The sequence below is a fragment of the Psychroflexus sp. MBR-150 genome (genome assembly GCF_053628795.1).
Window position 1 is genome coordinate 1 of record NZ_JBRJHB010000027.1, and the last position, 22,499, is coordinate 22,499.

Annotated in this window: 12 protein-coding genes; 10 read left to right on the forward strand and 2 right to left on the reverse strand. The window is 35.2% G+C overall.

Translation table 11 applies throughout. The features are described from left to right. The 3 genes from ACSSV5_RS11365 to ACSSV5_RS11375 form a co-directional block, all read left to right on the forward strand. Nucleotides 1–6,690 (forward strand): SdrD B-like domain-containing protein (locus ACSSV5_RS11365; RefSeq protein ID WP_454245955.1); only part of this gene is annotated, 6,690 nt, incomplete at its 5' end. Between the two features lies 1 nt (nt 6,691). Continuing rightward, on the forward strand, nt 6,692–7,627 hold the full coding sequence (locus ACSSV5_RS11370) for a PorP/SprF family type IX secretion system membrane protein (protein ID WP_211065632.1): 936 nt from the start codon (nt 6,692–6,694) through the stop codon (nt 7,625–7,627). A 3-nt stretch (nt 7,628–7,630) separates the two neighbouring features. Then, nucleotides 7,631–9,967: an OmpA family protein gene (locus tag ACSSV5_RS11375; RefSeq protein WP_454245956.1), complete on the forward strand. Its 2,337-nt coding sequence runs from the start codon at nt 7,631–7,633 to the stop codon at nt 9,965–9,967. Nucleotides 9,968–9,977: 10 nt separating this feature from the next. Here ACSSV5_RS11375 and ACSSV5_RS11380 read toward each other — a convergent pair whose 3' ends face one another. Both ACSSV5_RS11380 and ACSSV5_RS11385 read right to left on the reverse strand, forming a co-directional pair. Further along, a complete protein-coding gene (locus ACSSV5_RS11380; RefSeq protein WP_454245957.1) occupies nt 9,978–10,862 on the reverse strand; it encodes a lysophospholipid acyltransferase family protein in 885 nt (294 codons plus the stop codon). 352 nt (nt 10,863–11,214) lie between these two features. Then, nucleotides 11,215–11,967, reverse strand: coding sequence for a hypothetical protein (locus tag ACSSV5_RS11385; RefSeq protein ID WP_211066802.1), 753 nt, complete (start codon nt 11,965–11,967; stop codon nt 11,215–11,217). 583 nt (nt 11,968–12,550) lie between these two features. Here ACSSV5_RS11385 and ACSSV5_RS11390 point away from each other — a divergent pair. From ACSSV5_RS11390 to ACSSV5_RS11420, 7 genes are all read left to right on the forward strand, one after another. Continuing rightward, nucleotides 12,551–13,081 carry a hypothetical protein gene (locus ACSSV5_RS11390; protein WP_454245958.1) on the forward strand — a complete coding sequence of 177 codons (531 nt, stop codon included), beginning with the start codon at nt 12,551–12,553 and terminating at the stop codon, nt 13,079–13,081. A gap of 246 nt (nt 13,082–13,327) precedes the next feature. Next, nucleotides 13,328–14,143 carry a hypothetical protein gene (locus ACSSV5_RS11395; RefSeq protein WP_454245959.1) on the forward strand — a complete coding sequence of 272 codons (816 nt, stop codon included), beginning with the start codon at nt 13,328–13,330 and terminating at the stop codon, nt 14,141–14,143. A gap of 133 nt (nt 14,144–14,276) precedes the next feature. Then, nucleotides 14,277–17,351, forward strand: a complete 3,075-nt coding sequence (locus ACSSV5_RS11400) for a type I restriction endonuclease subunit R (protein ID WP_454245960.1) — start codon at nt 14,277–14,279, stop codon at nt 17,349–17,351. A gap of 16 nt (nt 17,352–17,367) precedes the next feature. Continuing rightward, entirely contained in the window at nt 17,368–19,005 is a 1,638-nt protein-coding gene (locus tag ACSSV5_RS11405) for an HsdM family class I SAM-dependent methyltransferase (RefSeq protein WP_454245961.1), read from the forward strand. Further along, nucleotides 18,998–20,359 (forward strand): restriction endonuclease subunit S, encoded by a 1,362-nt coding sequence (locus tag ACSSV5_RS11410; protein ID WP_454245962.1) that lies wholly within the window; start codon nt 18,998–19,000, stop codon nt 20,357–20,359. Before ACSSV5_RS11405 ends, ACSSV5_RS11410 begins: the two co-directional genes overlap by 8 nt. Before the next feature lies 1 nt (nt 20,360). Further along, a complete protein-coding gene (locus ACSSV5_RS11415) occupies nt 20,361–21,821 on the forward strand; it encodes an ATP-binding protein (protein ID WP_454245963.1) in 1,461 nt (486 codons plus the stop codon). Nucleotides 21,822–21,991: 170 nt separating this feature from the next. After that, a complete protein-coding gene (locus tag ACSSV5_RS11420) occupies nt 21,992–22,414 on the forward strand; it encodes an ApeA N-terminal domain 1-containing protein (protein ID WP_454245964.1) in 423 nt (140 codons plus the stop codon). Nucleotides 22,415–22,499: the final 85 nt, after the last annotated feature.

The window sequence follows — 22,499 nt, forward strand, 5'->3', positions numbered from 1 at the left end:
CATTTGTATTTGGATGCCAACGGCAATGGCACGCAAGACGCAGGAGAAATGGATTTAGCAGATGTCGATGTTTTGATTACCGATAGCCAAAACAACACTCAAACCGTAGCAACAGATGCTAATGGCGATTGGACAGCAATCGTACCAACAGGCAATACCGAAAGCGATATTGATGAAACTGATACTGACTTCCCAACAGGTGCAACACAAACCGAAGGCACTGATCCGACGATGACTTTAGTCGTTCCAAACGCAACAAGTTTTAGTGAGAATGACGGTTTCTTTGTTCCAGACCTTAATGAAACAGGCACTTTAACAGGACATTTGTATTTGGATGCCAACGGCAACGGCACGCAAGACGCAGGAGAATTAGATTTAGCAGATGTCGATGTTTTGATTACCGATAGCCAAAACAACACTCAAACCGTAGTCACAGATGCTAATGGCGATTGGTCAGTAATCGTACCAACTGGCAATACCGAAAGCGATATCGATGAAACCGATGCCGATTTTCCTACAGGTGCAACACAAACCGAAGGCACTGATCCGACTACCACAACGGTGATTCCAAATACAACAAGTTTTAGTGAGAATGACGGTTTCTTTGTTCCTGATTCTAATGAAACAGGCACGTTAACAGGACATTTGTATTTGGATGCCAACGGCAACGGCACGCAAGACGCAGGAGAATTAGATTTAGCAGATGTCGATGTTTTGATTACCGATAGCCAAAACAACACTCAAACCGTAGTCACAGATGCTAATGGCGATTGGTCAGTAATCGTTCCAACTGGCAATACGATAAGCGATATCGATGAAACCGATACTGATTTTCCTGTGGGAGCGACACAAACCGAAGGCACTGATCCGACGATGACTTTAGTTGTTCCAAATGCAATAACTTTTAGTGAAAACGACGGTTTCTTTGTTCCAGACCCTAATGATACGGGAACACTAACAGGACATTTGTATTTGGATGCCAACGGCAATGGCACGCAAGACGCAGGAGAATTGGATTTAGCAGATGTCGATGTTTTGATTACCGATAGCCAAAACAACACTCAAACCGTAGCAACAGATGCTAATGGCGATTGGTCAGTAATCGTACCAACAGGCAATACCGAAAGCGACATTGATGAAACCGATGCCGATTTTCCTACAGGTGCAACACAAACCGAAGGCACAGATCCGACGATGACTTTAGTTGTTCCAAACGCAATAACTTTTAGTGAGAATGACGGTTTCTTTGTTCCAGACCCAAATGATACAGGCAGTTTAACAGGACATTTGTATTTGGATGCCAACGGCAATGGCACGCAAGATGTAGGAGAATTGGATTTAGCAGATGTGGATGTTTTGATTACCGATAGCCAAAACAATGTTCAAACCGTAGCCACAGATGCCAATGGCGATTGGTTTGTTGTAGTTTCAACTGGCAATACCGAAAGCGATATTGATGAAACCGATACTGATTTTCCAACAGGAGCGACACAAACCGAAGGCACTGATCCGACGATGACTTTAGTCGTTCCAAACGCAATAACTTTTAGTGAGAATGACGGTTTCTTTGTTCCAGACCCTAATGAAACAGGCACTTTAACAGGACATTTGTATTTGGATGTCAACGGCAATGGCACGCAAGACGCAGGAGAATTGGATTTAGCAGATGTCGATGTTTTGATTACTGATAGCCAAAATAATGTTCAAACCGTAACCACAGATGCCAATGGCGATTGGTCAGTAATCGTACCAACAGGCAATACGATAAGCGATATTGATGAAACCGATGCCGATTTTCCTGTGGGAGCTATACAAACCGAAGGCACTGATCCGACGATGACTTTAGTTGTTCCAAACGCAATAACTTTTAGTGAGAATGACGGTTTCTTTGTTCCTGATTCTAATGATACAGGCAGTTTGACAGGACATCTGTATTTGGATGTCAACGGCAATGGCACGCAAGACGCAGGAGAATTGGATTTAGCAGATGTGGATGTTTTGATTACCGATAGCCAAAACAATGTTCAAACCGTAACCACAGATGCTAATGGCGATTGGTCAGTAATCGTACCAACAGGCAATACCGAAAGCGACATTGATGAAACCGATACTGATTTTCCAATAGGTGCTATACAAACCGAAGGCACAGATCCGACGATGACTTTAGTTGTTCCAAACGCAACAAGTTTTAGTGAGAATGACGGTTTCTTTGTTCCAGACCCAAATGATACAGGCAGTTTAACAGGACATTTGTATTTGGATGCCAACGGCAATGGCACGCAAGACGCAGGAGAATTAGATTTAGCAGATGTTGATGTTTTGATTACCGATAGCCAAAACAACACTCAAACCGTAGCAACAGAAGCTAATGGCGATTGGACAGTAATCGTACCAACAGGCAATACCGAAAGCGATATTGATGAAACCGATGCCGATTTTCCTACAGGTGCAACACAAACCGAAGGCACAGATCCGACGATGACTTTAGTTGTTCCAAACGCAATAACTTTTAGTGAGAATGACGGTTTCTTTGTTCCAGACCCAAATGAAACAGGCACTTTAACAGGACATTTGTATTTGGATGCCAATGGCAACGGCACGCAAGACGCAGGAGAATTGGATTTAGCAGATGTGGATGTTTTGATTACCGATAGCCAAAACAACACTCAAATTGTAGCAACAAATGCTAATGGCGATTGGACAGCAATCGTACCAACAGGCAATACCGAAAGCGATATCGATGAAACCGATACTGACTTCCCAACAGGAGCGACACAAACCGAAGGCACTGATCCGACGATGACTTTAGTTGTTCCAAATACAACAAGTTTTAGTGAAAACGACGGTTTTTTTGTTCCTGATTCAAATGATACAGGCACGTTAACAGGACATTTGTATTTGGATGCCAACGGCAACGGCACGCAAGATTTAGGAGAAATGGATTTAGCAGATGTCGATGTTTTGATTACCGATAGCCAAAACAACACTCAAACCGTAACCACAGATGCTAATGGCGATTGGACAGTAATCGTACCAACAGGCAATACGATAAGCGACATTGATGAAACCGATACTGATTTTCCAACAGGAGCGACACAAACTGAAGGCACAGATCCGACGATGACTTTAGTCGTTCCAAACGCAACAAGTTTCAGTGAGAATGACGGTTTCTTTGTTCCTGATTCTAATGATACGGGAACACTAACAGGACATTTGTATTTGGATGCCAACGGCAATGGCACGCAAGACGCAGGAGAAATGGATTTAGCAGATGTTGATGTTTTGATTACCGATAGCCAAAATAATGTTCAAGCGGTTACTACAAATGCTAATGGCGATTGGTCAGTAATCGTTCCAACTGGCAATACCGAAAGCGATATTGATGAAACCGATACTGACTTCCCAACAGGTGCAACACAAACCGAAGGCACTGATCCGACGATGACTTTAGTCGTTCCAAACGCAACAAGTTTTAGTGAGAATGACGGTTTCTTTGTTCCTGATTCTAATGATACAGGCAGTTTGACAGGACATCTGTATTTGGATGTCAACGGCAATGGCACGCAAGACGCAGGAGAATTGGATTTAGCAGATGTCGATGTTTTGATTACCGATAGTCAAAACAACACTCAAACCGTAACCACAGATGCTAATGGCGATTGGACAGTAATCGTACCAACTGGCAATACCGAAAGCGACATTGATGAAACCGATACTGATTTTCCTGTAGGAGCTATACAAACCGAAGGCACTGATCCGACGATGACTTTAGTTGTTCCAAACGCAACAAGTTTCAGTGAAAACGACGGTTTCTTTGTTCCAGACCCAAATGATACAGGAACGTTAACAGGACATTTGTATTTGGATGCCGATGGCAACGGCACGCAAGACGCAGGAGAATTAGATTTAGCTGACGTCGATGTTTTGATTACCGATAGCCAAAACAATGTTCAAACGGTTACCACAGATGCCAATGGCGATTGGTTTGTTGTAGTTCCAACTGGCAATACCGAAAGCGACATTGATGAAACCGATACTGATTTTCCTACAGGAGCTATACAAACCGAAGGCACAGATCCGACGATGACTTTAGTTGTTCCAAACGCAACAAGTTTTAGTGAAAACGACGGTTTTTTTGTTCCAGACCCTAATGAAACAGGAACACTTACAGGACATTTGTATTTGGATGCCAACGGCAACGGCACGCAAGACGCAGGAGAATTGGATTTAGCAGATGTGGATGTTTTGATTACCGATAGCCAAAACAATGTTCAAACCGTAACCACAGATGCTAATGGCGATTGGTCAGTAATCGTACCAACAGGCAATACCGAAAGCGATATCGATGAAACTGATACTGACTTCCCAACAGGAGCTATACAAACCGAAGGCACTGATCCGACGATGACTTTAGTCGTTCCAAACGCAATAACTTTTAGTGAGAATGACGGTTTCTTTGTTCCAGACCCTAATGAAACAGGCACTTTAACAGGACATTTGTATTTGGATGTCAACGGCAATGGCACGCAAGACGCAGGAGAATTGGATTTAGCAGATGTCGATGTTTTGATTACCGATAGCCAAAACAACACTCAAACGGTTACCACAGATGCCAATGGCGATTGGTCAGTAATCGTACCAACAGGCAATACCGAAAGCGATATTGATGAAACTGATACTGACTTCCCAACAGGTGCAACACAAACCGAAGGCACTGATCCGACGATGACTTTAGTTGTTCCAAATGCAATAACTTTTAGTGAGAATGACGGTTTCTTTGTTCCAGACCCAAATGATACAGGAACACTAACAGGACATTTGTATTTGGATGCCAATGGCAATGGCACGCAAGACGCAGGAGAATTGGATTTAGCAGATGTCGATGTTTTGATTACCGATAGTCAAAATAATATACAAACCGTAACCACAGATGCTAATGGCGATTGGACAGTAATCGTACCAACAGGCAATACCGAAAGCGATATCGATGAAACCGATACTGATTTTCCAACAGGAGCGACACAAACCGAAGGTACAGATCCGACGATGACTTTAGTTGTTCCAAACGCAACAAGTTTTAGTGAGAATGACGGTTTCTTTGTTCCAGACCTTAATGAAACAGGCACTTTAACAGGATATTTGTATTTGGATGCCAACGGCAATGGCACGCAAGACGCAGGAGAATTGGATTTAGCAGATGTGGATGTTTTGATTACCGATAGCCAAAACAATGTTCAAACGGTTACCACAGATGCCAATGGCGATTGGTCTGTTGTAGTTTCAACAGGCAATACCGAAAGCGATATCGATGAAACCGATGCTGATTTTCCAACAGGTGCAACACAAACCGAAGGCACTGATCCGACGATGACTTTAGTCGTTCCAAACGCAATAACTTTTAGTGAGAATGACGGTTTCTTTGTTCCAGACCCAAATGATACAGGAACACTAACAGGACATTTGTATTTGGATGCCAACGGCAATGGCACGCAAGACGCAGGAGAATTGGATTTAGCAGATGTCGATGTTTTGATTACCGATAGTCAAAATAATATACAAACCGTAACCACAGATGCTAATGGCGATTGGTCTGTTGTAGTTCCAACTGGCAATACCGAAAGCGATATCGATGAAACCGATGCTGATTTTCCAACAGGTGCTATACAAACCGAAGGCACTGATCCGACTACCACAACGGTGATTCCAAACGCAACAAGTTTTAGTGAAAACGACGGTTTCTTTGTTCCAGACCCAAATGATACAGGCACTTTAACAGGACATTTGTATTTGGATGCCAACGGCAATGGCACGCAAGACGCAGGAGAATTAGATTTAGCAGATGTCGATGTTTTGATTACCGATAGCCAAAACAACACTCAAACTGTAACCACAAATGCTAATGGCGATTGGTCAGTAATCGTACCAACTGGCAATACCGAAAGCGATATCGATGAAACCGATACTGATTTTCCAACAGGTGCAACACAAACCGAAGGCACAGATCCGACGATGACTTTAGTCGTTCCAAACACAACAAGTTTTAGTGAAAACGACGGTTTTTTTGTCGAAGAAGAAAATCAATTTGCCACATTAACTGGGAGAATATATTTAGATGAAAATGGTAATGGCATTCAAGATCCTACAGAACAAGGAATTGCCGACATTTCTATTGAAATTGAAGAAGATTCTGGCTTTATACAAACGGTAGTATCTGATTCAAACGGAGATTGGACTTCAGATGTATTAGCTGGTGGTGTGATAAGTACAATAGATGAGTCAGACCCTGACTTTCCAACTAATGCAACTCAAACCGAAGGTACTAACCCAACTGTAACTACACTAAACCCAAATGAAACATTTCATGAAGTTGATGGATTTTTTGCTGAGCGAGAAGTTATTGTTTATAATGCAGTTTCTCCAAATGGTGATGGTAAAAATGATTTTTTAAGAATTGAAGGATTAGAGCAGTTTGAAACTAACAGTATAGAAATATTTAATAGGAATGGCGTTAGGGTTTATGAAACCCGTGATTACGGAAGTAATGATAATCTTTTTAGAGGCTTTAGTGATGGAAGAATTACCATTCGAAAAAGCGAGAAATTACCCTCAGGGACTTATTTTTATATTTTAAATTATACTGATTCAGACGGTAGAACAACTAAACGGCAAGGTTATTTATATATTAATTAAAATGCATATTAAAGTCATAAAACATATAGGAATTCTAATGATTTTGCTTTTATTGAGCTTTAAATCAATAGCTCAGCAAGACCCTAGTTTTACACAATATATGTTTAACACCATGACTATAAATCCTGCTTATGCTGGTACGAGAAATGTTTTAAGCGCAAGTCTTTTGCACAGGTCTCAATGGTTAGGTATTGATGGTGCTCCTGAAACACAAACCTTAAGTGTGCATTCACCAATTAGAGACGGACAAATGGGGCTTGGTCTTAATATAGTTCACGATAAAATCGGTCCTGCTACAACGACTCGTTTTAATGGAAATTACAGCTATATACTTCCAATTGATAGATATACAAGTTTAAGCTTAGGTGTCAGTGCTGGAGCAGATATTTTTGATATCAATTTTTCAGAATTAAATATATTTGACCCAACAGATCCAAACTTTCAAAATGATGTAGAGACTAAATTATCCCCGCAAGTCGGTTTAGGAGCAATGCTATATAATGATATTTATTATGTAAGTTTAAGTGTGCCTAAACTTTTGAGAACTGAATATTATGACGACAATCAAGGTGCAGTATCAGTTGCCAAAGAAAGACTACACTATTATTTAACTGCGGGTTATGTTTTTGATATAAATGATAATGTTAAACTAAAGCCATCTATACTTACACGATTTGTTAGCGGATCACCAGTACGATTAGATTTATCCGCCAATTTTTTAATCAATGATAAATTTTCATTAGGAGGAGCTTATCGCTTATCATCGGCCTACAGTGTGTTATCAACTTATCAAATATCAGACGCATTTTTAATTGGTTTTTCTTATGATAGAGATACATCAGAATTGGTTAACTTTAACGACGGAAGTTTTGAAATATTTTTTAGATATGAACTATTTAAAAGGTATAAAAAAATGTACACTCCTAGATTTTTCTAGATTATGAAAACAAATTACTATATACTAACAATTATAATTTTATTGCCTTTATTAGGTTTTTCACAAATCGATAAGCTTAATGAAGCGAATAAGAAATTTGAAAATTTTGCCTACATCGATGCACAACAAATTTATTTAGAAGTTGCAAAAGCAGGCTATGAATCTGAGAATCTTTTTAAAAAATTAGGTGATTCTTACTATTTCAACAACGACTTAGAAAATGCGGCAAAATGGTATCAAAAACTATACGATTTTTCAGAATCGCTTAACGCAGATTATTTATTTAGATATTCACAATCTTTAAGAGGAGAAGAAAGATACGTTGAAGCCTCTAAAATCATGAAAAAATATGACTCAATAACTCAGACTGATTCAGATATTGGGATAATTGATGAACAACAAGACTATTTAAAATTGATTGAATTACAGTCTGGTAAATTTACTTTAGACACCATTTCTATTAATTCAGATTTATCAGATTTTGCACCAAAATTTGCAAAAGGCAAAATCATTTTTGCTTCCAATAGAAAACGAGCTGATGCAGCTCAACGCATCCATGAATGGAACAACCAACCTTTTTTAGACCTCTATGAAGTTGAGGTTGATGAACAATTTACGCCATTATCTCAACCAAAACCTTTAAGTGATGTTATAAATTCTAAATTTCACGAGGCTTCGGCAGCGATTACATCAGACGGTAAAACGATTTACTTTACAAGAAATAATTTCTCTGATAACAAATATAAAAAGAGTAAATCAGGCATTAACTTCCTTAAAATTTATAGAGCGAAAAAAGACAAAAATGGAGAATGGCAAACCCCAGAAGAATTACCATTTAATAGTGATGATTACTCGTCAGCTCATCCTGCTTTAAGCCCAGATGAAGACAAACTTTATTTTGCTTCTAACATGCCTGGAACAAAAGGAAAGTCTGATATCTTTGTAGTTGATATTAATAGTGATGGCAGTTTTGGTGAGCCTATCAATTTAGGTTCTAAAGTCAATACAAAAGGGCGTGAAAGTTTTCCTTTCATAAGCAATGACAGCCTATTGTTTTTCTCTTCCAATGGTCATCCAGGTTTAGGAGGTTATGATGTCTTTGTGAGTGAACTTAAAAACGATAAAACCTTTGGAGACCCTTTAAATGTTGGTCGTCCTATAAATAGTATTAAAGATGATATTAGTTTTATTATAGACGGAAAAAGCAAAATTGGTTTTTTTGCCACAAACAGAAATGAAGACGCTAAAGAAGATGATATTTTTAGATTTATTCAAAACGAGGAATTAATAACAAAATGTAAACAATATCTATCAGGTACAGTTAGAGATAAAGATACTAATGAACCTATAGCCACTGTCACAGTAAAGTTATTCGATGCTGATTTAAATCAACTTTCAGTTACAAAATCAGATATCAACGGCGAATATGATTTTGATGTTGAATGCAATAAAAGATATATTGTAAGAATTGAAAAAGATGGTTATAAAACAACAGAAAAACCTTTTAAAACCACTAATGCATATGAAAAAGACTTCAAAGATGTTGTGTTTATGGAAGTTGGTGAAAATCTTGGTGTTAAGAAAGTTGAAAAAGGAGATGACCTAAGAAAAATTCTTCAATTAGATCCGATTTATTTTGAGTTAGATAAGTCAAATATAACATCTCAAGCCAGTGTAGAACTTCAAAAAATTGCTACACTGATGAAACAATATCCTTCGATGAAAATAGATATTCGTTCGCATACAGATAGTCGTGCAGGTGATAATTATAATATGGTTTTATCTCAAGAACGTGCGGAGTCAACCGTTGATTATCTAATCAATCAAGGCATTAATTCTAATAGGCTTTCAGGAAAAGGCTACGGCGAAAGTCAATTGATCAATAAATGTAGCAATGGTGTAGAATGCTCTGAAGAGGAACACGCTTTAAACCGTCGATCTGAATTTATCATTTTAAACAAAAATGAAACTCCAGCAGAGATGAGAGCTAGTATAAATGCTCAAATACAAGAAAAAGCAAATAAAGATAAATCAAATGTAGCCTCAACTCTACCACCAACTAAAAAAGTTGTAACCCAAACTTATGATTTTTCATCAGATAGCCCAAAAATATTTACTGTTCAAATTGCTGCATCCTTAAGTTCAAAAGTTATTGACATTCCAAGTGTCAGTGGAGAATATCACTTCAAATTTTCAGATGGATATACACGCTATTTCTCTGGTGTTTTTTCTACGCGTTCAGAAGCCGAAGCACATAAAAACACTCTTAAATCAAGAGGTGTAAAAGGGGTATTTGTTGTGGGTTTAGAAGGACCAAATAGGATAATTTTATCAAACTAAAAAAAGTCTTTTATTTAAAATTATGCCTTTTATGTTTCCAGCGTTTATGAGACCAAAAATAATAAGCAGGTTTTTTTAAAATTTGTTGTTCTAAATGTTTAAAATAAATGTCAGTAATCTCATAATTATTTAATTTATTAGCCTTAGTAGTAATAGGAATAAGTTCGACGTCATAAAATCCGCGTTTGCTCTTTTCTATTTTCATATAACACACGCTAAGGTCTAAGCGTTTGGCAAGGACTTCTGCTCCAACAAAAACAGGCGTTTCAACTCCTAAAAAAGTAGTCCAATGCTTAATGTTATCGGCTTTTGGAGATTGGTCAGCTATCATACCATATATGGCTTTCTGATGATTAGCCTGATTTTTCATCATGATTTTTGGGACGTCATTTTTATCGATCATTTCTACGCCAAATCGACTTCTAATTTTTTTCATCAGTTGATCCACGGCTTTATTTCTTATGCGTTTATAAACACCATAACCCTTGAAGTCAGGCTTATATAGTGTAAAAGCGGCAGAATATTCAAAGCTTGCATAATGAGCATATAAGAAAATAATAGATTTGTTTTCTGCCTCAATTGTTTTAATTATATCAGGGTTTTTGATTTTAAAACGTTTCAAAACTTCGCTTTCAGAAATGCTTAAAAGTTTAATCATTTCAAGAAAAATATCACAAAAATGTTTGTAAAAATCTTTAGCAATTCTTTTTCGATGCGATGGGTCATAGTCAGGAAAAGCAAGTTTTAGATTTTCCAACACAACTTTTTTTCGATACCCAATACCGTAGAATGTTATTAAGTAAAAGAGATCTGAAATAATGTAAATAACCCTAAAAGGCAATAGCGAAATGGCCTTAAATAAGATATATAGAATAGTGTAAATGACTTTGAACAAGACTTTATTTTGCTACAAAGATATGTATATTTGACATTCTGAAGTTTCACACTTATGCAAGATATTTCTACAGTTAACGTGAGTTCGACTTAAAAGCATAATGAATTTTAGTAAAAACACGAATTGACAACAGTTATGTTTTCATTGTCAAGCCTAATTTTGATATTTCCGAGCATAGTTTTGGGATTCCGTTTTATTCCGAAAAATCACTCAATTTGATGGCTTTATCAAATCGAGTTATTTAAATTTTGAACACAGGTTATTTTAGGCTTATGCTTAAAATTTAATTTCATAAAAAAAGCTGTCTTAGGTTTAATTAAGACAGCTTTTATACAAATATGGCAAACGATACTTAGATGATCTCTATGATTTGCATGGCATTAAACGCTCCGTTATTGAGTATGTACTGTTGTGTATTAATCTCTTGAAAAAATGCTATTTTTAACAGATAATAATCTATACCAGTACTTGAAGGACTTTGAGAAAAACTGAGAATGACATTAGTTTCGTTATTATCAATCTGCAAATTTTCTTTATTACTTATCACCATATCTCCAGAATTGGCTTCTAAGTCAAAATTTAGCCATGTGGCACTTATTTCGACGTGAGTTGCACCTTGTGGGGTGTTTAAATTAATCTGTGGTACAAATTCTGGAATGCTGATTTCAGCATTGGTTGTGTCCAATTGATAATCGGTTCGTAATACGGCATCCATTCTCGCTTTAGCATTGAAGTCAAAATACTTGAGTATGTTTTTGCCTTCAGGTGTAGCTAAACCTAAACTTACTTTACGTTCGCCACGAATTGATGTGGTGTCCAAGTTTTTAACTTTTGATAACACAGAGGTTAATCTGTACACTTTAGTATTGTCTTGAACATCTGCCAATAAAGTTGATAAAGCTCTACGTAATTTTTTACCTGATTGGGTAATTTCCGCAAACTCTCTGCCGTTTTCTCGGGTTCTTTCAAAAGCAGGATCATTATTGATTCTACTTTTTGAAATACCACTTTTGGTCTTAACACGATATTTCCCGTCTTGATCTCGGTAGAAGGTTAACCCATCTAGAGTGCCTTCGATTTTAATTAATGACTTTTGTTGGGCCATCTTATTATTATTTAAAAATTAAACTAAAAGTTTTGCAAGCCGTTGAGCTTTTTGTCTTGAAGCTTCGTCAATCCTTTATCCGGATAACATGTTGGGATTAACTTTTAAAATAGACAATCCGCTCTTCGGTGTTGCAAGAACAAATGTAGATGCTTGATACAAACTAATTTTAACAATTTTCTCAATAGTAAGTAGTATTTCTTATATCAAGGGATATTTTTTTTATACTCGGATTATTTTCCATTTTAACATCTTTTTTTCCAATTTAACAAGTTTCTTGTTTTGATACTTTAACCATACTTAAGCTATACTTGAGGGTAGGAGGAAATTAGTGGGTAGTGTGTAGTTGGTAGTTTTTAGCTAGTAGTTTTTAGTGGGTAGTGGGTTGTGGTGTTTTATTAGTGCTTGATTTTGTTGGGATTTTACTTGTCACAACTTGTTTTATAATTGTTTGTTAGGTTTGCTGATGTACGTTTTTGTGTTTTAAGTATTTGATATTGAGTTTATAAAAAAAATTAAATATTTTAACATATTATTAACAAGCAGAAGTTTTTAAATCAGGTTTAACATAAAAGACCTAGCGGTGAAAGCATCAAATGCAACATATCAAAGTAAAATTCGGGTTATACAACCTATAGAACTTGCTTATGTTTTAAATGTATGCCATAAAACTGCTAAAAAATATTATGATGAAATTTATTGTTCTGCAAGTGTAGGACATAGACAATATTTATTCACCAATGAGATTGCTGATTATCTTAAACTTGAGATTGAAGAATACAACTACTTTTGCTTAAAAAAACTTCTTATACGCAAATCTGATATTGACCAACCAACGCTGACAAGTATTGAAGATCAATTAAATGAATTGGAAGTTTATTTTAAAGATTCTGGTTTACCCGTAATATATAGCTTACAAATGTTTAAAACGTTTATGAACTATAGTCAAAATCGAGCTAAATTTGAGTACCAATCTATGAAAGAAGATATTGGGATACCTAAGTTTGGTTTAGTTATTAGGCGACATATTCAGGAGTATTATGATATTAAAGTGTCTATGCAAAATTTGGATAGCGATAATATTATTGGAAAGGCTTTTGAAATGATTTCTTGAAACTATTTTGATAGTAAAAAAACAAGGCTATTTTAACCTTAGATTGACCAAAGAAAATATAACTGAGTTATAATTTTAGTCTAAATTTCGCTGTTATTTTTCTCCGTTTTACTTACAAAACGCTCAATTTTAAAACTTTATATAATTGAGTTGTTTAAATTGAACACAGGTTATTTTATATTATTTTAAACGCTATTTGTGTTAAATTCTATAATTTAGAACTTTTAACTTATTAAAGTTTAGCCTATGGGATTTTTACAAAGTGCCATCAATCAAGTGGGTCGAGATTTAGGACGAGTAGCCAGCAATGCTATTTTTAAAGATCGGCACGCTATACCGATACGACGTGCACCATCTTACCAACAAAAACAGCAACATTACAAAACACAACAGCCTCAAGCACAGCCTATACAGGAGGTTAAAGCTAAATTTGACAGCGCCATAAATTTTAAAACAGGTTATAAACCTAATACTTTAATTTCTAAACTCGGCGGAGCGTTTATCGTTATTAAAAATGAAGCTCGTGCTTTTGTAGATGACGGTTATCTCGATATAGAAGAAAGCCAACAACTCTTTGATATGCTGAAACGCTTTAACCACAAAGTCAGTGATGTGGACGACGTGATGAGTTTTACCGAAGATAAAGATGCTAAGGTTTATGATCAACTCAATGAAATTGTTAAAAAGACCAAAGCCGTTTTTGTTGAAACCCTTGAAGTCTCTATAAAGGCTTGTGAGCAGCGTGCAAAACAATATCAAGAACTGGCCGATCAACAAGAATTTTTTAGTTTTGGTGAATACCTCAAACTACATCTGTTGTGGTTTCCAAAACACGCAAAAGGTGGTGATAAAAACACCACAGGTGCCGTTATTGCTAATATTTTGGATATAATTACTTTAACTTTTCCTATCACACGCACCGTTTTATTACTGATGGGTTTGACGAGTTATAACAGCCAAAAACAGCAACATCAAAATCTGGTAAAAGTTTATCGAAACCAAGCACAGCAAGAACGCAAACGGGCTGAGGTTTATCAGGGGTTTGTGGAGAAGAATTCTTAGGAATAAGAGCAAAATCAACTCTAATAACCGAAAAGATTTATATTTTTATTGAATAAGAATTAAATAATAAGGTTTCTTACCAATTCAAAAAAAAATATGTAATTTCAAACTTTAGTCGAAAATCCCTTTCTTTATGCTTTTTAATGAAGATTCCAGAGTTAAAATTCCCGCTATATTACACTTGACTCGACTCGGTTATGAATATATTTCGTTAAAAAATCATTCGTGGGATAAGGAGACTAATATTTTTACGGACATTTTTATAGACAGCTTAAAACATATAAATACAGAGATAGATTCCGATGAAGCTAAATGGGTTTTTAACGAAGTAAAACTTTTACTGGACAATGAAGATTTAGGCAGAGCCTTTTACGAAAGACTAATACAGGAGGCTGGTATAAAACTTATCGACTTCGATAATTTTGATAATAATAGCTTCAATGTAGTAACTGAACTTACCTACAAAAACGGTGAAGATGAGTTTCGCCCTGACGTTATTACGCTTATTAACGGTTTACCGCTTTCCTTTATTGAAGTGAAAATTCCGAATAACAAAAACGGAATTATAGAGGAGCGAAAACGAATAAAAGTGAGGTTTAGTAATAAAAAGCATAGGCGATTTGTCAATATTTCCCAGTTTATGGTTTTCTCTAATAATATGGAATATGATAATACCGATATAGATACCATACAAGGTGTTTTTTACGCTTCACCAGCTTATGGTAAACCTGTTTTTAATTACTTTCGGGAAGAAGAAAAGTTTAATCTCAACAAACTATTAAAGCCTGAAGATGAGAGCGTAGAAGATTTTTTTTTAAAAGATAATAATTTAGTAGTAATCAAAAACAGTCCTGAGTTTTTGACTAACAAACATCCAGAAAGACCAACCAATCGAGTTTTAACTTCGCTTTACGCTAAAGATAGATTGAAGTTTGTCTTAAAATACGCCATTGCTTATGTAAATGAAAGTTCAGGCTTGCAAAAACACATTATGCGCTATCCGCAACTTTTCGCTACCAAAGCCATTGAACAAAAGTTGAATGAAGGCGTCAAAAAAGGAATTATTTGGCATACACAAGGCAGTGGAAAAACAGCATTGACTTACTTCAATGTAAAATTTTTAACTGACTATTACCAAAAGCAAAATATTATTCCAAAATTTTATTTTGTAGTTGATCGATTGGATTTATTGACTCAAGCCAAGCGAGAATTTTCTGCTCGTGGATTGGTAGTGAATACAGTAAACTCAAGAAATGAGTTTGTAAGTGATGTCAAATCAACGGCTGCTGTTACTAATGAACGTGGTCAAGCAGAAATTACTGTAGTCAACATTCAAAAGTTTTCAGAAGAATCAACCGTGGTTACTGAAAAAGATTACGATATTAATGTGCAACGTATTTATTTTTTAGATGAAGTCCACCGAAGTTATAATCCTAAAGGGAGCTTTTTAGCTAATTTAGAAACTTCAGATAAAAACGCCATTAAAATTGGTTTAACTGGAACACCACTTTTAGGAAACGATTACAATTCCAAAACCTTGTTTGGCGATTATATCCACAAGTATTATTATAACGCTTCGATTGCTGACGGTTACACGCTTCGATTAATTAGAGAAGAAATTTCTACAGAATACAAGATGATTCTTGCGGAAGCCTTAAAAGGCATTGAAGTTTTAGAAGGACAAATTCCAAAACAAAAAATCTATTCGCACCCCAAATTTGTGGAGCCAATGCTTAAATATATTATTGACGATTTTGAAACATTCAGATTGATGAATGATTCAAGCGTTGGCGCAATGGTGGTATGCGATAGCTCTAATCAAGCCAAACAACTTTTTGAATTATTTAATTTAAAAATTAATCAGGAAAAAGTTTCATCAGAACATGAAATACATCAAGCTGCCGAACCAGTATCAGAATATCAAAGTCAACAAAAGGAAAAACGCAAGGTAAAATCTGCCGCTTTAATTCTTCATGACATTGGTACAAAAGACGAACGCAAACAACAAGTTGAAGATTTTAAAGACGGAAAAATTGATTTGCTCTTTGTTTACAATATGTTGCTGACAGGTTTTGATGCCAAACGATTAAAAAAGTTATACATCGGCAGATTAATCAAAAAACATAATTTATTGCAAACCTTGACTCGTGTTAACCGAACCTATAAAGATTACCGTTATGGTTACGTCGTCGATTTTGCTGATATAAGAGAAGAATTCAACAAAACCAATCGAGATTATTTTAATGAATTGCAGGATGTGCTTGGTGATGAAATGGAAAACTACAGCAACATTTTTAAATCGAGAGAAGAAATTGAAGAAGAAATTGCTGAAATAAAAGAAACGCTTTTTCATTTCGATACCCAAAACAAAGAGATTTTTCAACAGCAAATCAGCGAAATCTCAGATAAGAAACAGCTTTCTAAAATTGTAAAAGCATTGGATCATGCTAGAAGCTTGTACAATATGATTCGTTTATTTGGTCATTTTGATTTACTTGAAAAAATCGATTTCAAAACCTTGAACCGTTTACATAGTGAAGCCAGCAATCACCTGAACTTTCTAAACGCCAAAGAAGCGGTTGAAAATGATACTGAGACAACCAATTTACTCAATGTTGCTTTGGAAGATGTAGTGTTTCAATTCACCAAAATCAGGGAAGAAGAACTGATTTTAGCCGATCAACTGAAAGATACGCTTCGCAAAACCAGAGAAGAATTAGCGGGTAATTTTGATAAAAAAGATCCTGAATTTGTGAGTTTGTATCAAGAATTGGAAAAGCTTTTCAAAAAGAAAAAACTCAATGAAGTGACCCAGCAAGACATGAAAGCCAATATTGGTACCTTGCGAGATATTCATGAGAAAATAAAAGAACTGAACCGTAGAAATAATCAGTTAAAAGAAAAATATGAAGGCGACCCTAAATACTGTAGAATACACAAACGTTTAAAAGAGAAAGGCGGATTTACACAACTAGAATCAAAACTGCATGAAGCTTTGATGGCGGTAAAAGAAAATGCCGATTCACAAATCCTACAAAACCATCACATTTTAGATAATGAAGGTTATCTCAACCGAATGATGATTAAATTGGTTATTGACCAATTTACAAAAGAAAACAAGATTCAACTCAATGCAGAAACTTCCAAATTCATCAACTCTTTAGTAGTTCAGGAATACGTCAACGAATTTAATAATCAAACTGCTTAGCAATTACAAAACATACATGACTACAACCATACAATTTCAAACCCAGGTGAAAAGCCTAATCGATGATCTAAAGGGAATCTGTTCCAATTATGGTTTGGGCAACGATGGCGATGAATACAAAATCATAACGCAGGTGTTTTTGTACAAGTTTTTAAACGACAAATTTGCCTATGAAATCAAACAACTCAATAAAGATTTAGACGCAAAAGACCCCAAAGCGTGGCAAGCCCAACTAAAAGCCATGTCTGAAGAAGAATACGAGTTTTTAACCCTTCAATTAGGAGCGAGCACGGCAATTCTACAACAACACCATTTTATTGAACATTTGTTTGAAATTCAAAACACAGCAGATTTTGCTATAACCTTTGATGACACTATGATGGATATCGCTATCCAAAACAACGAAGTGTTTGCGGTAAAGACCACTGGCGGTTCAAAAGAACCATTGTTTGAACGCATCAGCGAAATTGTGGAGACATCAGAGCGTAACGCCTTTTGTAAAGCTATTATTAACAAGTTAGTCACCTTTAGTTTTGAAGAAATATTTAATGAAAAATACGATTTTTACGCTACCATTTTTGAATACTTAATCAAAGATTACAACAATGATAGCGGTGGTACTTACGCCGAATATTACACGCCACATGCGGTAGCCAAAATTATGGCTTCCATTATGGTCGATGAAGACGAAAACGTACAAAACGTAACCTGTTACGACCCAAGTGCGGGTTCAGGAACGCTTTTGATGAATTTGGCACACGCCATTGGTGAAGATAAATGTACCATTTACTCACAAGATGTTTCTAAAAAATCATCGAAGCTTTTACGTTTGAATTTAATTTTGAATGGATTGGTGCATTCATTGCAAAACATCATTCGGGGAAATACCATTTTATCGCCTTACCACAAAAAAGACGATGGCTCGTTGATGAAATTTGACTATATCGTTTCCAATCCACCATTTAAACTGGACTTTAGCGAATACCGAGACGATTTAGACACTAAAGCCAATAACGAACGCTTTTTTGCAGGCATTCCCAACGTACCGAAAAAGAAAAAGAGCGCCATGGCGATTTACGATTTGTTTTTACAACACATCATGCATTCCTTAAACCAAAACGGAAAAGCCGCAGTCGTTGTACCTACAGGTTTTATAACCGCCCAATCAGGCTTGGATAAGAAAATTAGGGAGCGAATGGTCAAGGATAAAATGTTGGCAGGGGTAGTGAGTATGCCGTCTAATATTTTTGCCACCACAGGCACCAATGTGTCAATTGTGTTTTTAGACAAGCAAAACGATGGTAAAGTCGTTCTTTTGGATGCGTCTAATCTAGGCGAAAAAGTAAAAGAAGGCAAAAATCAAAAAACGGTTTTAAGCGCAGTTGAAGAACAAAAAATCATCGATACCTTTAATCTCAAAGAAGCCGTTGATGACTTTTCGGTAGTCGTGGATTATGAAGAAATAAAAGCTAAAAACTACTCCCTTAGCGCAGGACAATATTTTGAAGTTAAAATTGAGTATGTGGACATTACCGCCGAAGAATTTGAAACTAAAATGCAAGGTTTTGAAAAAGATTTAAGCGAGTTGTTTACAGAAAGTATTCGGTTGGAAAGTGAGATTAAAAGTAATTTGAAGGGGTTGAGCTATGAATAATAGATTCAAAATAATCAAAGTTCGAGATGCAGGGAATGTAATAACTGGAAAAACTCCATCATCTAAAAATCCAGAAGATTTTGGAAATAAATACATGTTTGTAACACCTTCTGATAATTGGGAATTTAAAAATATTCATAGATCCAAAAGATATATTTCTGAAATAGGTTATAATAGATTTAAAAATAAGATTATTAAAGCAAACAGTATATTAGTTTCATGTATTGGTTCAGCAATGGGTAAGGTTACAATAAATAAAAATGAATGTCTTACGAATCAACAAATAAACTCTTTGATTGTAAATGAATCAATATATGATTATAATTATTTGTATTATCAATTTATTAATAATTATGACATATTAAGGCTAAATGCGAAGGGTAGTACATCTTTGCCAAATTTAAATAAAAAAAATTTTGAAAATATAAAACTTAGGGTTCATAACAATCTTAATATTCAAAAACAAATCGCCAAAGTTTTATCCGATTTAGACGCTAAAATAGAAGTCAATAACCAAATCAACGCCAAGTTAGAAGCCATGGCAAAAACCCTATATGAGTATTGGTTTGTACAGTTTGACTTTCCTTATGTCACTTCGAGCGGAGTCGAGAAGCCTTATAAATCTTCTGGTGGGAAGATGGTGTATAATGAAGAGTTGAAACGGGAGATTCCTATGGGGTGGGGAAATGGAACCTTCGAAACTATTTCAAAAATTATTGGTGGTAGTACACCTTCTAAAGCTGTAAGTGAAAATTTTACAATAGATAAAAATATACCATGGATAACACCAAAAGATTTATCTTCAAATAAAGGAAAAAAATATATCACTAGGGGAGAATGGGATGTAACTGAAAAAGGTGTTAAAAGTGCTTCACTAAAAATTATGCCAAAAAATACAGTATTACTAAGTTCTCGAGCACCTATTGGCTATTTAGCGATTTCTAGAGAAGATGTTACTACTAATCAAGGCTTTAAATCATTTGTTCCCAAAGAGCATTATCCAAGTGAATTTATTTTTTACTGCGTAAAAAAACAAATACCCAAAATTGAAGCTTATTCTTCAGGATCAACTTTTAAGGAGGTTTCTGCGTCAGTTTTAAAAACAATAAAAATTTCTATACCACCAAAACATGTCCTTGATAATTATGTAAAGATTGTAAGACCTATATTTAATAAACAAGATATAATAGAACAAGAAAACCAAAAACTCGCTGAATTACGGGATTGGTTATTACCGATGTTGATGAATGGGCAGGTAACTGTAAGGCGCCCCGAGTCTATTCGGGATATTAGTGAGGCTGAGCAGGAATTGAGGATGGTTGCGGAGGAAAGAGGAAAGTATAAAAACAATTAAAATGAAAAATTGGATTTCAAAAGCTTTAAATTATTTAGATAAGTCCTTAGGTAAGGTACCTTCTGAACTTAATGAGATTGATTGGAAAGAAGATTTATCACCTAACAACAATAAACTGTGTCAGCATATTTCAGCTTTTGCTAATTTACCAGGAGGAGGTTTTTTAGCTTTTGGTATTGAAAACAGAACTGCTTCAGTCGTCGGTATTCAGAAAGATAATGCGGATAATATAGTTGATCGTTTATCGTCATTATGCAGAGATGGAGTTGATCCATTGGTAAGAATAGATCATTCTATAGAAACCTATAGAGAGAAAGAAATACTCCTTATTTACATTCAAGAAAGCGCTATAAAACCTGTTCATATTGCTAGAAAAACTTTAGAACAAAGCTTTATAAGAAGTGGAGGTACAACAAGAAAAGCTTCAAGACAAGATGTAGGAGCTTTAATGTTAAATAGTAAAACACCTACATGGGAAGAACTACATGCTTCAAAGCTGTTAACAGAGCTTGAAGTATTAACATTATTAGAATACGATAAAATATTAGAACTTCTTAAAAAACCAACTCCCACAGATGTAAAAGAAATTTTAAGTTGGTTAGTTGATGAGAAAATGATAGTTGATATTGATGGCAAAGGTTTTTATATTACCAATTTTGGTGCTATAGCTGCTGCTAAAGATTTATCAAAATTTGATGGATTAACTAGAAAAGCTGTTCGTCTGATAAAATATGAAGGGAAAAATAAGTCAGGTTCAAGTAAAGAGTTTCCTGACAGTAAAGGTTATGCCGTTGGTTTTGAAGCTTTAATTCAGTTTATTCAAGGTTTACTGCAAGATAGTGAGATTATCAAAAATGCTTTAAGGGTAGATACTTCTCTATATCCAGAACAAGCTTTAAGAGAGTTAATAGCAAATATTTTAATTCATCAAGATTTCACTATTAGAGGTTCAGGACCAATGGTAGAGATTTTTGAAGATAGGATAGTATTTTCAAATCCAGGTAAGTTATTACCATCAAAAAAAATAGATAGGCTTATTAGAACTACTCCAGAGTCTAGAAATGAAATTTTAGCGTCGGCATTTAGGCGCTATAATATTTGCGAGGAACGAGGATCAGGCTTTGAAAAAGCTGTTATTGCAATAGAACTATATGGTCTTCCGCCATTAAAATTCGAAGAACTCGAAAATTCTTTTAAAGTCACCATGTTTGCACCAAAAAAATATGCAGATATGACTAATGAAGAAAGAATAGAAGCATGTTATCAACATAGTATAATTGAGTATTATGGAAGTGGTGGTTTTAATAATACATCATTAAGAAAGCGATTTGGAATGCATGATAAACAGGCGGCACAAATTTCATTACTCATAAAAGAAGCTATTGAAGCAGGCAGAATAAAAGCTAAAGACCCTGATAACGTGTCAAAAAAGTTTAGTATTTATATTCCTTATTGGGCGTAATGTTTTTATTTAATTTGAAAAAGGAAAAAATATTTAAGTAATTGAATATCAATAACTTTTTATTTAATTGTAAAACAGAAAAATAAAATCTTATTTAATTAGAATTCGGAAATAATAGCAAAAGTTCTGATATTCAGTTATTTATTATTTAATCAGAAAGTGCTGAATGAATGCTTAAAAAGAAAATATATAACGGAGAAATTTGGCTTGAAGACGGTTCAAAGCATTTTAGTGTACTTGAAAAATTGGATAATGGGAAATTGAAACTTAAAACCAATTTGGGTGTTCCTGAATATGACCAACAGACTGTTGATATAATATATGGTGTTTTTATTGGTTTAGGGCATCTTACATTTATAGGGAATTACTTGACACAACACTCTTCTGGGTTGTCTAATTATTATGAATATTTGGTGAAATATTGTTTTATCTCTACTGATTATTATGTAAACATCAAAGATTTAGAAATCAAGTCAGCTTCATTTTATAATGACACTATTGCCAAACTTGATAGAAAAGTCGGATTTATAGATTTATTTACTAATACCTATAATAGAACAGGAGATAGAAATAAAATACCTCAATTTGTTTAGACCATTATCAGTTGATTCTTAGTTGATTTTTTAGGCTGCATTTTTATATTTTTCAATTGGTTTTTCATTGATCCCTTGATGTTTT